The organism is Helcococcus ovis, from assembly GCF_004524775.2.
Lineage (GTDB): Bacteria > Bacillota > Clostridia > Tissierellales > Peptoniphilaceae > Helcococcus > Helcococcus ovis.
The window spans coordinates 92654-106914 of record NZ_CP119081.1 but is presented as its reverse complement, the minus strand read 5'-3'; the positions used below and the strand labels follow the sequence as shown (position 1 = coordinate 106914).

Below are 14261 nucleotides of genomic sequence, written 5' to 3'. Positions count from 1 at the left end.
CCTAGCTATCTGATTTATTATATTTTTTCTTTAATTTCCTACTTGCTATTTTATCTGCTAAGTAAGGTAAAATATTTGCCAATGCAATAAAGAATATAATACCACCAATTAAAATTGAAATAATTTCTGTTGGTGCATTATACTGCAATTGAATAATATTTCCACCAATTTTTAATACCGAGTATAAAATCGCAGCTAAAATTGTCCCCAAAATATTAGATCCTGCTATTAATGCAACAGATAATCCATCAAACCCATAATTTTCAAAAGCAGCTAAACTTGTAATTTTATGTGGTGAAAGAGCCATGATATTTACAGCACCTGCTAAACCGGCAATAGCACCGGATATTGCCATAGATATAATTATATTTTTATTTACATTAATTCCTGCAAATTCTGCTGCGTGTTTGTTAAACCCTACAGCCCTTAATTGATATCCCAATGTAGATTTTTTAATAATATAATGCAAAACAATAGCCGCTATAACTGCAATTATAATTCCGTAGTTTATATCACTTCTACTTAAAATTTTTCCGATAACAGGGACATTTAATATACTTTGATAATCTCCAGCTGCTTTTTCCGCAGCAAATAATTTTATCTGTCCGGATAAATTTATAGGTCCCGTGCCTGATGTGTTTTGAATAAACAAAGGTGATGACAATGCAACATAATTATGAAAATGAAGTGCTATCCAATTTAACATTATCCCTGAAATAACTTCATGAACTCCAAATTTTGCTTTTAAAAAGCCCGATATACCACCAAAAATAATTCCTGCCAACATACCGACTATTATAAGTAAAGGTATTTGTAAAAACCAAGGTAAATTTAACAAAATCCCTACAACTCCGGCTAATACATACCCAAAAATATATTGTCCTTCTGCACCTATATTAAATAATCCTGTCTTAAATGCAAACGCAACAGACGCTCCTGTTAATATTATGGGTGTAGCTTTTATAATTACTTCAAATATATTTCTTTGACTACCAAATACACCTACTATCATTTGTTTATAGGCTTCGATAGGATTTATTTTTGTTATTAACAATAAAACAGCACCTAATATCAATCCCAAAAATATAGCTAAAAGTGTTGTAAACAACTGATTAGTAAAAAGTTTATTTAATTTATTTTCTTTCATTTTTACCTCCAGCCATTAGTAATCCTATTTCTTTTTCCGTTTTTTCTCCTTGTAAAAATTCTTCTTGAATTTTCCCTTTGTATATTACACCTATTTTATCTGATACATTCATAACTTCATCTAATTCAAAAGAAATCAATAAAATAGCTTTTCCTTCATCTCTTTGGGAAATTAAAGCTTTATGAACATATTCTATCGCTCCTACATCAAGCCCCCTTGTAGGCTGAACAGCTATTAACAAATCCGGATTTGATGAAATTTCTCTGGCAATAATTAATTTTTGTTGATTCCCACCTGAAAGTGATCTTGCTTTTAATCCCTTACCATCGGCAGGTCTAACATCATAAGCAGTTATAAGTTCATCTGCAAATTTATTTATTTCTGTAAAGTTCAAAATCCCATTATTTGAAAATGGTCTTTGTGCATAATTTTCTATTACAGAATTTTCTGCGACTGTAAAATTCGGAACCAATCCTCTTTTTAGTCTATCCTCGTGAATTGTCGAAATCTTATTTTCAATAGTATTTTTAGGGCTTGTATTTTGAATTTGTACACCATTAATTAAGATATTTCCTGATTTAACTCTAGTTAAATTAGTTATCGCTTCGACTAATTCTTTTTGACCATTACCGTCAATACCTGCAATTCCATAAATTTCACCTTTTCTGATTTTAAGATTTAAGCCGTTTACAGTAGAAATTTTCCTATCATCTTCAACTACTAAATTATTAATTTCAAAAATCACATCCTTAGGATTTGCTTTTTCTTTATCAACTTTTAATTTAACAGCATGCCCAACCATCTTTGTGGCTAACTCATTTGTACTTACTTCCGAAACATTAACCATATCAATATATTTACCACGTCTAATTATCGTACATTCACTTGCAGATTTTTTTATTTCATCTAATTTATGAGTAATGATTATTATGGTTTTACCATCTTTAGTTAAATTATTCATAATTTGTATTAGTTCAATAATTTCTTGCGGTGTCAAAACCGCTGTCGGTTCATCTAATATAAGTATATCCGCTTGTCTATACAAAGCCTTTAAAATTTCAACTCTTTGTTGCATCCCTACAGAAATATTTTCTATTTTTGCATCTAAATCAACATTTAAGCTATATTTATCTACTAACTCTTGAACTTTTTGTCTGCTTTTTTTATAGTCTAAGAAAATTCCCCCTTTAGTTATTTCTTTTCCTAATAAAATATTTTGAACAACTGTAAAATTATGTACCAACATAAAATGTTGATGAACCATTCCTATACCGTTTTTTATAGCAACCCCTGGATCTTTTATATTTTTTACTTCACCATTAATCTTAATTTCTCCTTCTTCAGCTTGATATAAGCCATAAAGAACGTTCATCAATGTAGATTTACCAGCTCCGTTTTCACCTAAAATTGCGTGAATAGTCCCCTTTTTCACATTTAAATTTACGTTATCAAGAGCAGTAAATGCACCAAATCTTTTAACAATACCATTCATTTGTACTGCATATTTATTTTCAGACATTTTTACTCCTTTGTTATAAAAAAAGGGGTATGTCATACCCCTTCAAATTAGTTCGCTTTATATTTTTTCCATGTTTCTTCATTAAATGGAGGTACTATCTTTCCATCCATTATTTCTTTTTGCTTTTGCATAGCTTTTTCATGTAATTCTTTTGGATACAATGATTTATCTGTGTGATCCGGAATACCTACTGCTGCTTCTTTTGAAGAATAGACTAGAGTTTTCCCACCAATCTTTTCACCTGATAAAATTTTATTTGTTACGTCATATATTGCAACATCTACTCTCTTTAATGCTGAAGTCAAAACATTTTTTGGAGCTAATCTTGATTGATCTTGGTCTACCCCAATTGCAAACTTATTAACTTCTTTAGCTGCTTCTATAACACCTTTACCTGCACCCCCTGCTGCGTGGAACACAACATCAGCTCCACCATTAAACATCTTTGTTGCTATTGATTTACCTTTTGCTTCATCACTGAAACTATCAGCATATTGTACAACTACTTCAATTTCTTTTCCTAACTCTTTAGCAGCATCTTTTACACCTGCTCTGAACCCATAATCGAATTGGTCAATAATAACACCCTTTTTACCTCCAACAAATCCTACTTTATTTGTCTTGGTTGTATTAGCAGCGATATAACCTACTAAATATGAAGGTTCTTGTGCTTTAAACACTACACCTGTTAAATTTGGTTGAGTTTTTTCATATGCAAAATCAATTATTGCAAAATTTTTATCAGGGGATTGTTGTGCAGCCATTTCTACCTGATTAGCTAATAAAAACCCAATTCCCCATGCTACATCAACATTTTTATCTACTAATCGATTTAAATTTGGTAAATAATCAGAATCTTGATCGGATTGAATATATGTTACTTCTGCTCCGGTATCTTTTTTTAACTTTTGTAAACCTTTCCATGCTGATTGGTTAAATGATTCATCATCAACTCCACCTGTGTCTGTAACCATCCCTGCTAATTTACCTTTAAAATCTTTATCAGATTTCTTAGGATCTATCTTAGTAGTCACTTTCTTTTCTTCTTTTTTAGTTTCCTTCTTTGTTTCATTTTGCTTCTTTTGTCCACAAGCAACTAATGAAAATACAAGCACGAATGCTAACAAAACTGATAATAATTTTTTCATTTTCTCCTCCATAATATTTATACTTTATTGTATAAATTTATTGTACCACATTTAAAATATTTTGCTAGTACTTTTTGAAAAAGTATTCACAAATATTCACTTTTTATATTCCAAATATGAAAATGCGTTCATAAATTAATATTTATTATAGCTTCCAAAATCAAATGGAACTTTTATTTCTCCTTTTTTAATTTTTTCAATCAAAGAAAACATCTTATCATAAGTTTTTTTATCATAAAAATCATTTTGCTTATATTCTGAAACCCCTACAGCATTTTCTTTAAGGCCTAACACTTTTTTTATACCATCAATTTTCTTTGTTTTTAAGTAAGTTTCTAATTCTGTTTTGATTACATTATCATATCTTTTTAATGTTGAAATTAAATGATAATTAGGTGCAATACTTGATTGATCTTGGTCAAAACCGATATAGTACTTACCATGTTTACTTGCACTATCAATAATCCCTAATCCCGTATTCCAAACAGTTTGATAGATTATATCAACACCGTCTTCATACATTTTATTAGCTATATCTCTACCTAATTTTTCATTATTAAAATCTTCAATATTCTGTACATAAAAATCTATAGCCTTATTTAACTCCTTTGAAGCTTGTAATATTCCGGCCTTAAATCCATATTCATATGGATCGTTTATCAGTCCCTTTGTTGGACCAACATAGCCTATTTTATTTGTTTTTGTAACTAATCCTGCTAAATATCCCGCTAAATATGAAGATTCTTCTGTTTTAAATGCTATTGAATTAATATTTTTTTTGACAGGGTCTATAACAGTATCTAGAGCTATAAATTTTGAATTTTGATTTGACTCTGCAACAAATTCTAATTCATTATTAACTAAAAAACTATCCACCACTATTAAATTATTCTTTTTATTACTTAGAATATTTTTCAATCTATTACTAAAACCTTGATTACTATTTTCAATATAATAATTAAAATTAGAGTCTTTTTTATTATTTTTAATAGAATCGTAAATTTGCTTTGCCCTTCCTTCATTTTCGATATTTTCATTTAATAATACCAATGAAATGTTTGTATTATTTTCCCCATTTTTCTTACAAGATGTTATCAAAATTATAAATATTGAAATAATAAATAATTTAATTACTTTTTTATTGCTCATATTAATTTTCCATTTCTTCTAGTTGTTGATTTAATTTAAACCAATCTTCATCAATTTTTAATTTTTCTTCATTAAGCATTTTTAATTTTTCATTTAATTTACTTATTTTTTCAAAGTTTTCATACACCTCTTTTTTAGTAAATTCAATGTTAATTTCTTCTATATTTTTATCAATTTCTTCTATTCTTTTTTCTAATTTTTTTATAGCGATTTTGATTTGCTTAATCTTTTTATTAAAATCTTTTTCACGTCGCATCTCTTTTTTTCTCTGTGTTTTATTTACAGTTTCATTCGGTTCAAAATCAACATCAAGTTCTTGCTTGGATAAGTAATAATCATAATTTCCATCATAGATATTTAATTTTCCATCTTTAATTTCAAAAATAATATCACAAACCTTATTTAAAAAATATCTATCATGACTAATCATAAAGGCTGTCGCTTCATAATCATTTAAAGCATCTTCTAAAACCTCTTTTGAATCAATATCAAGGTGGTTTGTAGGCTCATCCATAAGCAAAAAATTAGAATCAGATAACATAAGTTCTAATAAAGTAATTCTGGATCTTTCACCACCACTTAAATCTCCAATAATCTTGAAAATATCATCTCCAATAAACATAAAACGTGCTAAATATGATCTCAAATCATAATGCGTTAAACTAGGATATTTATCCCATACTTCATCAATAATAGTTTTATCTAAATCCAAATTTTTTTGTTCTTGATCAAAGTACTCAGGAAATACGCTTTCCCCCAATCTAACCTCACCTGTATCCGGCTTCAACTTATGAAGTATCATCTTAAATAAAGTTGTCTTACCGGTGCCATTCCCTCCAATTAGCCCAACTTTTTGACCTCTATAAATATTAAATGAAATATCTTGATAAAGAATTTTTTCATCAAACGACTTTGAAACATTTGAGAAACTCAACACATCCTGCCCACTTACTCTTGCCGGTGTAAATTTTAACCTCATCTTTTCATCAAAAACTTCCGGCCTATCCATTAATTTCATTTTATCCAACAATTTTTGTCTAGATCTTGACTGAGAAATACCTCGTTTTCTCATAGAACCCCCAAGATTAGCAAATCTTTCAATTATCTCCTCTTGTCTTTCAACCTCTTTTTGTTGATTTTCATAAGCCCTTTGTGCAACCTCAATTTCCTTTTTTCTTCTTTCAATAAAATTTGTATAATTAGTGTTATATGTATTTAACTTTCCATTTTCAAGTAAGAATATTCTATTTGCAACTTTATCAAGAAAATATCTATCATGAGATATGAACACAACTAATTTTTTAGTTTCTTTAATTATGCTCTCTACAAATTCAATAGTTTGCATATCCAAATGGTTTGTAGGTTCATCTAAAAATAGTATATCAGCATCAGAAATTAATAATTTTGCAAGTTCTAATCTTGATTTTTCTCCACCACTCAAATTAACAATATCATCATTAAATCTTTCTCTTCCAAATCCCATCCCTACAAGCACAGCTTCAATTTTATTTTCAAAATATGCTCCACCCAATTCAGAATATTGTTCAATAAGCTCTGTATATTTAATTGTATTTTTCTCTAATTCATCTAAGTCATCGTGATTTTCTAATTTTTTTTCAAATTCTTTAAGTCTTCTTTCAATATCATGAATGTAATCAAAAACTTCAAGCATCTCCTCATAAATAGTTTTTTCACTATTTAAACTAATATTTTGATGCATGTATCCTATTTTCACATTATTTTTCAAATAAACATTCCCCTCGAATTCTTTATCTTTTCCAGTAAGAATGTTAAACAAAGTAGTCTTCCCAGCCCCATTAGGCCCAACAATACCTACCTTATCACCAATATTTAAATTAAAACTTATATCTGAAAAAATTTTCTTAATTCCAAATGATTTAGCCAATTTACTAACTGTAATTTCTGCCATATTCACCTCAAAAAATATTATATCATTTATAAAAGATCAATACAAAAAATCCACTTACGGCACTGGTCCTCGGACCTGAAGGTCCTGCGGAGGTGCCTGCGTGGATTTTTTGTATTGATTATTTATGTGTTTTTTTATTGATTGACTATGTTCCGTAAATTAAATATAATCAACTTTTTTATCTAAATCCATCAAAAGCTGAACACAAAATCATTCCAAAATAACTTCTCCATCTATATTTTAGAACAAGTTTTAAAAGTTCATCTAATTCGTCTGATTTATTATTATAACATTCATTTTTAATAAAAGGATAAAGATGATAAGATGCATAATTTATATTAGTTTTGCCATTCATTAACTCTGTATATTGTTTCAATATTTCACTTTTTGTGTTTTTAGATAAATTTAACTGCTTATTGTTATAAATATTATGTAATTTATCTAAAAAAACTTTTTTCTGTTCCCTTTTGTTCATTGTTATGGTCTACCTCCAAAGTAATTTCCAGCATTAGCTATAGAATCTGCCCATTTTTTTGTAACAACATTAATAAGATGTTGATTTATAGATGTAACCTGTACCATTTTTATTTCTCCTGTTTTAGAATTTTTATAAAAAGCATAAGGCTGAGCAGTATACATATATATCCATTTCTCTTTTGATAATTTTCCCGGTGCTTCCATATACTGCATTTCCCCACCATCCAAATACTCCATTTCCTCTTGTTCTATCTCTACGTAATTTTGTGGTAATACTAATTCCATATTTTCCTCCTATTTTTATTATTTTTTAATAAAACCCTACTTTATTTTACCTATTTTATTATTTCTTATTAATAATATTTTCATATTTTTTACTTATTTTATCATCTGAAAAATAATAAAAAATATTTTTTTTGAATTTAATGTAAATATTTGTAATTAAAATTTCTAACAGTAAATAAAAAATAAATATATAGATAATATAATTAGAATTTTCTACATTTAATCCTATCATAATTAAATAAAATGAAATTTTCAGTATTATTCTAAAATAATATAATACTTTTCCTATTGTTTTAGTAGGAATCACTTTATAATTATTTACGGTCATACTATACACTAAAGATAAACAGATAAAAATAAATAAAACAAAAATTATTACACTTTTTGTTTTTAGTTTATAATATAGTAATAAAAGTACTAAAATATAGTAAATAAAGTGAACAAATATATTATTATCTTTTTTAAAGTTATATAAATTTTTCATAAATAATTTTATCTAGCTGAAAATGATAAAACTGGTAATGCGTACCACCAGCTAGTTCCTATATCCATTCCCTTACCTCTTACCAATGCACTAACAAATGCTGGAGCTATATTTCCTGCGTTTGCTATTATATATGCAGCTCCTACAGCGGCAATTATATTTCCTCCCGGAATGACAGATAATTTTGCTACTATTGCCGCCGCTCCCAATTTTACAGATATAGCTACTGCAGCTATACTTGTAGATCCTGTTACTCCTAATGCATATCCTATTTGTTTAACTGTTTCATCATTAACATATATTCCCCCATCCAAATACTCCATTTCCTCTTGTTCTATCTCTACGTAATTTTGTGGTAATACTAATTCCATATTTTCCTCCTATTTTATTCCTTAAAACTTAATTTTTCTAAAATATAATCTAAATAAGTTTCTTTATCATAAATTATTCTTGCTTCTACAGGCATTGATAAAAATAATTTTATTTTATCTTTTTTGCTTACCAATTCTTTTATTTCCAATTCTACTTTAACTTTATAGAAGCTCTTATTTCCCTCTTGTGTTTGAATACTAGTTGTCCCATTTTCTATATATTTAATTTTTCCTTTTAATGTACCATATTTATATGTATTAACTCCAATAATTGAAATATCAACATCTTGATTTATTTTTATTTTAGATATGTCAATAATATTTACATATGCATCTACATAATAATTTTCTTTTTCTAATGTGGATATTTCTAATAACGGCTGATTTGCTTGTACATTTAATCCCTCTTTTATATTATTTAGAAAATGTATTTTCCCTGATTTTTTTGCTTTTAATTCATAATTTTTATCTCTTTTTGATAATACTGATATATTTAGATTTATATCTGCATTATTTTTTTCTATTGTTTTTATTTCTGCCCCGATTTCATTTATAAGTTGAAAATATATTTGATTTGATTGTTTCGGCGAAACTTCCTGTCTGTTCAATTGTTTTATTTCTTCACTTAACCCATCTATTTCTGATGTTAAAGATTCTATTTTTGATTTTGTTGTTTGATATTCATTTTCTGATTTTGCTCTATTTTCAACTATTTTTGAATTTTCTCTATACTTTTCTTTCTTAACTTTTAATTCTTTTTCTTTTATTTTAATTAAATTTGAATTTTCTTTTTCATTGCTTTTTAATTGTAAAATTTCTGCTTCTAAATCAGATATTTCATAATTTAATTTTTCATAATCAGAAGCTAATTTATCATAATATTTTTTATTTTCTTCTAAATTTTTTATAGAATTTCCTAACTCATTTTTTTCATTTATCTTTGATGCTAATTTATGTTGCTTTTTTCCTATATCTTCATTTAAGAAGGATTTGTTTAATCCATCTCCTTTTAATCCGGAAAGATAATATTCCACCTTACCATAATACTCTTGCTCTGCTCCCATATCCTTCAATAAATTTTGTTTTGTATCTAGTGAATTTCTATATTTATTTAATAATTCCAACTTTTCTTTATTTTCTTTTAAAATTTTTTCATATTCTTTTCTTTGTGTATTTTCTTCTCCATTTGAAATTATTAATATACTCTCATCTTCTTTGACATAATCTCCCTCATTTTTAATTAATTTAATTACAGTTCCATTTACATTAGATGAGTGATAAACTATATTTTTGTCTGCAATACTTCCTTGTGCTTTTACTATATAATTTTTATTAATTTTACCAGCACCTAATATAGACATTATCACTGAAAATATCAAAAAATAAACCAAAAAAATCATAAATTTAGGTGGTTTTTTATCAAAAAATATTCTTGAATTTCTTAAATCTTCTTTATTATATAATTTCATATCATCTTTACCGGTTTAAATATATCCATTTTTATACATTTCTCATTTTCTTCTAGTGATACCATGTATATATCACCCTTAGTTATTATCTCTTCTTCGTATTCATAAATTTCTAATTTGTTAAAAGCTAATTGTAAATATTCAGGTTTTCCTTCATATCTAATATATATACAATATTCTACAGAAATCTCATCTTTTACTATAAATTGATTTTTATATTGTAAATAATCATGTACCTGTATGTATATTTCATAACTTGATGTTATAATCCCATTTTCGCTTATATCAGTACCTTTATTTCTAATTACTACAGGTCCAAAAACTTGAGCCTTTAATGCTTTTATAGAATTTAAAAAATTATTAATTTCAATATCAAATTTTTCTATTTCAATATTATTTAATTCTTTACAAATAACTTTTTGTAATTTTAATTTTTTGTTTTCTTTTACTTCTAATTTCGGCATCATACCTCCCTATATTAATGTTTAATTTAAGTCTATCCCGAAGTTTCAGGATAGACTTATTATTTATTTCTATTTTAAAATTAATTGTTAAATTTTACTGAAATAATCTCAAAAAAATAGTAGATAAATTAAATTTTCATATTAATTTATCATTTTTCTTTTAGAGATTTTATATCCTGTAACATTATCAAAAAGAATAGAATGTATTCTATAATACTTATTTTTGATATTCCTAGTCTATATATTATCAATATTATAATAGCTAATATTGATAATACACTTAATATTTTTTTTAACATTTTAAAAAATATCCCATGTTCCTAAAGCATAAATAACTGCTGCTCCAACACCAATTGTCCCAATTTTAGCCCAAAATGGTAATAAAACAAATGCCGCTTTAGCAGTAGATCCTGTTTTAGCTACTAAAGCCCAAAAACCAATCCCAGGATTATCTTTAATTACATTTCTTATATGATTTGCAACAGTTGCCATACCTGCAACAGCAGCCAAACCTGTTAAATTTTTTAATACTTGCTCAGGAGACCATCCCCCATCCAAATATTCCATCTCTTCTTGTTCTATCTCTACATAATTTTGTGGTAATACTAATTCCATATTTTCCTCCTATTTTTGTTATTTTTTATGAAACTTACCGTTCTTTATGATTTATCATAAAATTTGTAATATCTGCCTAAAATTTAATAAAATAATATGTCGAGCCTCACCTTCCTATATTAATGTTTAATTTAAATCTATCCTGAAGTTTCAGGATAGACTTATTATTTTTATAAATTTTTTACTAAAAAACTGTTTTATTATAAAATGAAAAAATAAATATACCTCTTATTTTTTATTATCTTCTTTTGTAAAATAAAGAACTATAAAAATACTAATAAATGTTATTATTGATTTTATAATGTAAGAAAATTTATACATATCAAATAAATAAAAATTAAGAATAAATACAACTAAAAATACTAGTATTGTTCGTATCAAAATACTATATTTTTTCATACATAATTCTCCTTTATATTTTTCAACCTTAATATAATTATTATATTTTGTTCATAAATATATTAATTTTAATAAAATATTATTATTTTATTAAAATAGCTATAATTCCTAAAATTAAAGCTATTATCATAATAAAGATAATAATATTAATATTTTTCAATAATTTACTAAAATTTTTATTTTTAAATCCCGTATATAAAAAATATAAATAAGTTAATAATCCTATTATTGAAATTAAAATAGCTGCATATAGAAACAAATTATTATGCCCAAAGATATCCATCATATCTTCCATCTATTCTGTCTAATACATTTGACATTATTTGTCCTAAAGATGTTCCTATAGCTGTCATTACTAAATTTGCTATTCCTGCAACAAATCCTCCTATAGTCATACCTGCATAACCTACTATTTTAGAATAAACCATTTTAACGGCTTTATTAGCATTTTGTCTTAAAAATTTTTTTAATGCATACGAATTATAAATCCCTACACCAAATCCTGCGGCTGAAAAGATTACATCCAAAGCAGTTCCTACATTTTTTGCATTATTCCACCAATTATAGCCAACTCCTCCCCCATCCAAATACTCCATCTCTTCTTGTTCTATCTCTACATAATTTTGTGGTAATACTAATTCCATATTTTCCTCCTATTTTTATTATTTTTTCTTTAAGTTAAATATAGTGCATTTGAAAATTAATTTATTTCAAATGAAACTTTTTATTTATTTTTTAATAACTCTTTTAACAGCAAAACACTACTACTTATCGAAATACTTAAAAGCATCATAATTATTCGATTTTTATATTCAACATATTGAAAAAATTCTTTTATTTTATTTTCATCCATATTTTCTATAATATTCTTACTGTCCATTTTTGTTGAAAGTATATATGAAAAGATAAATACTACTGCTACAAGTACAAAGTATATAATATATACCTTTTTTATTTTTTTTAGTTTTACCATCTTGCCCCCTCATATGAATGATAATTAAAAATATTATAAATAATCTTATAATTCTACGTTATTTATTTAATAAAATATTAATTATAGCTAAAATTCCTGTTACAAATACCCCCATAATGTAAAGACTTAAATACTTTTCTAGAATTTTGTAATTCTTAGTTTTAACTGCTTTTATTGATAAATATAATAATGTTGATATTAACATCATAAAAATTACTATTAAGAGTAAAGTTATTTTATTATTAATAAATATATCCATCTGATCTTCCTTTTCTTCTTGTTATATATCTAAATAATTTTGTGATAATACTAATTCCATATTTTCTCCTATTTTTATTATTTTTTATTAACTTACTTTTATTCATGCTTTCTCATAAAATTTGTAACATCTGCCTATTTTTTATCTAATCATCTTAATAAGTTTGAAATTTTTATAAAATAATATACTAAATATTATAAAAATAAATGTCAAAAGTACATATTTTAAAATACTATTTGTTTGGACTGACAATAAATTAATAAATAAATATGTTAAAAGTATGAATATAGGTAAACAAAATATCAAAAAAAATGGTATATAATGTTTTTTATTTACATATTCTTCAAATTTGTATTCTACATTTTGTATTACTTCTATATTTTTAAAAATTTCAATATTTAGTTTATCTACAAATTTCAAATTATCAAAATTTATGCAAGTTGATTTTATATTATTAAATAAATTTTCATCACTCATTCCTGTTAAAAGAATTAGTAAAAAATTAAAATAATAAAAAATTTTATTTAATATACTCCCTTCATAATATGGCAAAATTTCAATAGAAAGGTGAGTTAGATTTTCGATTATAAAATTATTTTTTGATTTTAACTTTTCAAAAAATAGAATTTTTTTATCCGATTTTATTCTTACTAAATTTGGGAAATCTTCCTTATATTCTATAGACAATTTCATATTTTCATCCTAAAAGATCCAACCATTAAGATCTCCATCTAAATAATCAAGTGCATATGCTGCTACTCCTCCAATACTTGTAAAGTTTGAAGCCCCATCAACAATAAGATTTGCTATTCTATTTGCAGAAAATGAAATTGAAAAACCCAAAACTTTTGTTGCTACTGTTTTTACAGCTCCTGCAATTTTAGGTGCAAATTTTTTTATTAAACTTTGTGCAGCTTGTTTTCCTAAAAATTTTATCCCAGCAAGTGGAGCTAATGCAGGTATTGCAAGTAAAGCAATATCAAAACCTGCCGCTGCCAACCATCTTGGTACCCCACCCCCATCTAAATATTCCATCTCTTCTTGTTCTATCTCTCTTACCTATATTTCATCCTGAATTGTATTATTTTAATAAGTAATTAAGATAGAAATATTAAAATAATCTATCCTAATTACTTATTATTATCCTTACTTGGTTTTTCTAAATAAAAGCATAAAAATTAAGCCATAAATAGAATAATTTAATATGCCACTTATTCCATAATATTTTAATATAATCAAAGTTTGTATCAAGATGAAGATAAATTTAAAATTATTTATTCTTTTATGATACATAATAAAATAAAGAGTTATTAATGCTATGCTAATTAATACTTGAATTCTTGTAGATATATTGATAGTCAAAAATAAAAAACCTATAATCAAAATAGTAATCTCAAATGCATTTAACTTTACTGATCCGCCATCAAATTCCTTATCTATATCAATAAATTTAACACCCTTTTTCTTTGTGTATAGTAACAAAACTATATATCTTGAAAAATTTAGCAAAATAACTGCTAATGTTACTAATATTGCAATATTTATTTTGAAAAAATCAATTCCACCTAACAT

The 14261-nt window shown here is 25.8% G+C and carries 20 protein-coding genes; all 20 read right to left on the bottom strand.

Annotated elements, in window-relative coordinates; translation table 11 throughout:
* Window position 1 precedes the first annotated feature (1 nt).
* Window positions 2-1147 (bottom strand): ABC transporter permease, encoded by a 1146-nt coding sequence (locus EQF90_RS00505; RefSeq protein ID WP_134711273.1) that lies wholly within the window; start codon window positions 1145-1147, stop codon window positions 2-4.
* A complete protein-coding gene (locus tag EQF90_RS00500; RefSeq protein ID WP_134711274.1) occupies window positions 1134-2666 on the bottom strand; it encodes an ABC transporter ATP-binding protein in 1533 nt (510 codons plus the stop codon). The genes EQF90_RS00505 and EQF90_RS00500 overlap by 14 nt, the downstream gene beginning before the upstream one ends.
* Before the next feature lie 47 nt (window positions 2667-2713).
* On the bottom strand, window positions 2714-3814 hold the full coding sequence (locus tag EQF90_RS00495) for a BMP family ABC transporter substrate-binding protein (protein ID WP_134711275.1): 1101 nt from the start codon (window positions 3812-3814) through the stop codon (window positions 2714-2716).
* Window positions 3815-3949: 135 nt separating this feature from the next.
* A complete protein-coding gene (locus EQF90_RS00490; protein ID WP_134711276.1) occupies window positions 3950-4963 on the bottom strand; it encodes a BMP family lipoprotein in 1014 nt (337 codons plus the stop codon).
* A 1-nt stretch (window position 4964) separates the two neighbouring features.
* Complete coding sequence (locus EQF90_RS00485; RefSeq protein WP_134711277.1) at window positions 4965-6893, bottom strand: ABC-F family ATP-binding cassette domain-containing protein; 1929 nt, start codon at window positions 6891-6893, stop codon at window positions 4965-4967.
* A 178-nt stretch (window positions 6894-7071) separates the two neighbouring features.
* A complete protein-coding gene (locus EQF90_RS00480) occupies window positions 7072-7368 on the bottom strand; it encodes a hypothetical protein (protein ID WP_134711278.1) in 297 nt (98 codons plus the stop codon).
* Window positions 7369-7370: 2 nt separating this feature from the next.
* Window positions 7371-7655, bottom strand: coding sequence for a hypothetical protein (locus EQF90_RS00475; protein ID WP_134711279.1), 285 nt, complete (start codon window positions 7653-7655; stop codon window positions 7371-7373).
* 58 nt (window positions 7656-7713) lie between these two features.
* Window positions 7714-7983 carry a hypothetical protein gene (locus EQF90_RS00470; RefSeq protein ID WP_330167160.1) on the bottom strand — a complete coding sequence of 90 codons (270 nt, stop codon included), beginning with the start codon at window positions 7981-7983 and terminating at the stop codon, window positions 7714-7716.
* A 164-nt stretch (window positions 7984-8147) separates the two neighbouring features.
* The gene (locus EQF90_RS00465) at window positions 8148-8510 is read right to left on the bottom strand and encodes a hypothetical protein (protein WP_134711280.1); all 363 of its coding nucleotides are present in this window, start codon (window positions 8508-8510) and stop codon (window positions 8148-8150) included.
* Window positions 8511-8524: 14 nt separating this feature from the next.
* On the bottom strand, window positions 8525-9979 hold the full coding sequence (locus EQF90_RS00460; protein WP_134711281.1) for an HlyD family efflux transporter periplasmic adaptor subunit: 1455 nt from the start codon (window positions 9977-9979) through the stop codon (window positions 8525-8527).
* Window positions 9976-10443: an AraC family transcriptional regulator gene (locus tag EQF90_RS00455; RefSeq protein ID WP_134744902.1), complete on the bottom strand. Its 468-nt coding sequence runs from the start codon at window positions 10441-10443 to the stop codon at window positions 9976-9978. The genes EQF90_RS00460 and EQF90_RS00455 overlap by 4 nt, the downstream gene beginning before the upstream one ends.
* A gap of 300 nt (window positions 10444-10743) precedes the next feature.
* Entirely contained in the window at window positions 10744-11058 is a 315-nt protein-coding gene (locus EQF90_RS00450) for a hypothetical protein (protein WP_134711283.1), read from the bottom strand.
* Window positions 11059-11286: 228 nt separating this feature from the next.
* Entirely contained in the window at window positions 11287-11457 is a 171-nt protein-coding gene (locus EQF90_RS00445; protein WP_167554082.1) for a hypothetical protein, read from the bottom strand.
* 263 nt (window positions 11458-11720) lie between these two features.
* On the bottom strand, window positions 11721-12101 hold the full coding sequence (locus tag EQF90_RS00440; protein WP_134711284.1) for an argininosuccinate lyase: 381 nt from the start codon (window positions 12099-12101) through the stop codon (window positions 11721-11723).
* Window positions 12102-12181: 80 nt separating this feature from the next.
* A complete protein-coding gene (locus EQF90_RS00435) occupies window positions 12182-12430 on the bottom strand; it encodes a hypothetical protein (RefSeq protein WP_134711285.1) in 249 nt (82 codons plus the stop codon).
* Between the two features lie 58 nt (window positions 12431-12488).
* Window positions 12489-12689 (bottom strand): hypothetical protein, encoded by a 201-nt coding sequence (locus EQF90_RS00430; protein WP_134711286.1) that lies wholly within the window; start codon window positions 12687-12689, stop codon window positions 12489-12491.
* Window positions 12673-12795 carry a hypothetical protein gene (locus tag EQF90_RS00425; protein ID WP_280633464.1) on the bottom strand — a complete coding sequence of 41 codons (123 nt, stop codon included), beginning with the start codon at window positions 12793-12795 and terminating at the stop codon, window positions 12673-12675. The genes EQF90_RS00430 and EQF90_RS00425 overlap by 17 nt, the downstream gene beginning before the upstream one ends.
* Window positions 12796-12830: 35 nt before the next feature.
* Window positions 12831-13382: a hypothetical protein gene (locus tag EQF90_RS00420; protein ID WP_134711287.1), complete on the bottom strand. Its 552-nt coding sequence runs from the start codon at window positions 13380-13382 to the stop codon at window positions 12831-12833.
* 9 nt (window positions 13383-13391) lie between these two features.
* On the bottom strand, window positions 13392-13724 hold the full coding sequence (locus EQF90_RS00415) for a hypothetical protein (RefSeq protein WP_134711288.1): 333 nt from the start codon (window positions 13722-13724) through the stop codon (window positions 13392-13394).
* 111 nt (window positions 13725-13835) lie between these two features.
* Window positions 13836-14261: a hypothetical protein gene (locus EQF90_RS00410; RefSeq protein ID WP_134711289.1), complete on the bottom strand. Its 426-nt coding sequence runs from the start codon at window positions 14259-14261 to the stop codon at window positions 13836-13838.

What these genes read in the sequence shown, in the direction of transcription:
- EQF90_RS00475 (WP_134711279.1), bottom strand. Translation starts at nt 7,655, where the DNA reads ATGGAATTAGTATTACCACAAAATTACGTAGAGATAGAACAAGAGGAA.
- EQF90_RS00495 (WP_134711275.1), bottom strand. Translation starts at nt 3,814, where the DNA reads ATGAAAAAATTATTATCAGTTTTGTTAGCATTCGTGCTTGTATTTTCA.
- EQF90_RS00480 (WP_134711278.1), bottom strand. Translation starts at nt 7,368, where the DNA reads ATGAACAAAAGGGAACAGAAAAAAGTTTTTTTAGATAAATTACATAAT.
- EQF90_RS00425 (WP_280633464.1), bottom strand. Translation starts at nt 12,795, where the DNA reads ATGAATAAAAGTAAGTTAATAAAAAATAATAAAAATAGGAGAAAATAT.
- EQF90_RS00470 (WP_330167160.1), bottom strand. Translation starts at nt 7,983, where the DNA reads ATGACCGTAAATAATTATAAAGTGATTCCTACTAAAACAATAGGAAAA.
- EQF90_RS00440 (WP_134711284.1), bottom strand. Translation starts at nt 12,101, where the DNA reads ATGGAATTAGTATTACCACAAAATTATGTAGAGATAGAACAAGAAGAG.
- EQF90_RS00465 (WP_134711280.1), bottom strand. Translation starts at nt 8,510, where the DNA reads ATGGAATTAGTATTACCACAAAATTACGTAGAGATAGAACAAGAGGAA.
- EQF90_RS00435 (WP_134711285.1), bottom strand. Translation starts at nt 12,430, where the DNA reads ATGGTAAAACTAAAAAAAATAAAAAAGGTATATATTATATACTTTGTA.
- EQF90_RS00450 (WP_134711283.1), bottom strand. Translation starts at nt 11,058, where the DNA reads ATGGAATTAGTATTACCACAAAATTATGTAGAGATAGAACAAGAAGAG.
- EQF90_RS00460 (WP_134711281.1), bottom strand. Translation starts at nt 9,979, where the DNA reads ATGAAATTATATAATAAAGAAGATTTAAGAAATTCAAGAATATTTTTT.
- EQF90_RS00445 (WP_167554082.1), bottom strand. Translation starts at nt 11,457, where the DNA reads ATGAAAAAATATAGTATTTTGATACGAACAATACTAGTATTTTTAGTT.
- EQF90_RS00455 (WP_134744902.1), bottom strand. Translation starts at nt 10,443, where the DNA reads ATGCCGAAATTAGAAGTAAAAGAAAACAAAAAATTAAAATTACAAAAA.
- EQF90_RS00490 (WP_134711276.1), bottom strand. Translation starts at nt 4,963, where the DNA reads ATGAGCAATAAAAAAGTAATTAAATTATTTATTATTTCAATATTTATA.
- EQF90_RS00415 (WP_134711288.1), bottom strand. Translation starts at nt 13,724, where the DNA reads ATGGAATATTTAGATGGGGGTGGGGTACCAAGATGGTTGGCAGCGGCA.
- EQF90_RS00505 (WP_134711273.1), bottom strand. Translation starts at nt 1,147, where the DNA reads ATGAAAGAAAATAAATTAAATAAACTTTTTACTAATCAGTTGTTTACA.
- EQF90_RS00420 (WP_134711287.1), bottom strand. Translation starts at nt 13,382, where the DNA reads ATGAAATTGTCTATAGAATATAAGGAAGATTTCCCAAATTTAGTAAGA.
- EQF90_RS00500 (WP_134711274.1), bottom strand. Translation starts at nt 2,666, where the DNA reads ATGTCTGAAAATAAATATGCAGTACAAATGAATGGTATTGTTAAAAGA.
- EQF90_RS00430 (WP_134711286.1), bottom strand. Translation starts at nt 12,689, where the DNA reads ATGGATATATTTATTAATAATAAAATAACTTTACTCTTAATAGTAATT.
- EQF90_RS00410 (WP_134711289.1), bottom strand. Translation starts at nt 14,261, where the DNA reads ATGTTAGGTGGAATTGATTTTTTCAAAATAAATATTGCAATATTAGTA.
- EQF90_RS00485 (WP_134711277.1), bottom strand. Translation starts at nt 6,893, where the DNA reads ATGGCAGAAATTACAGTTAGTAAATTGGCTAAATCATTTGGAATTAAG.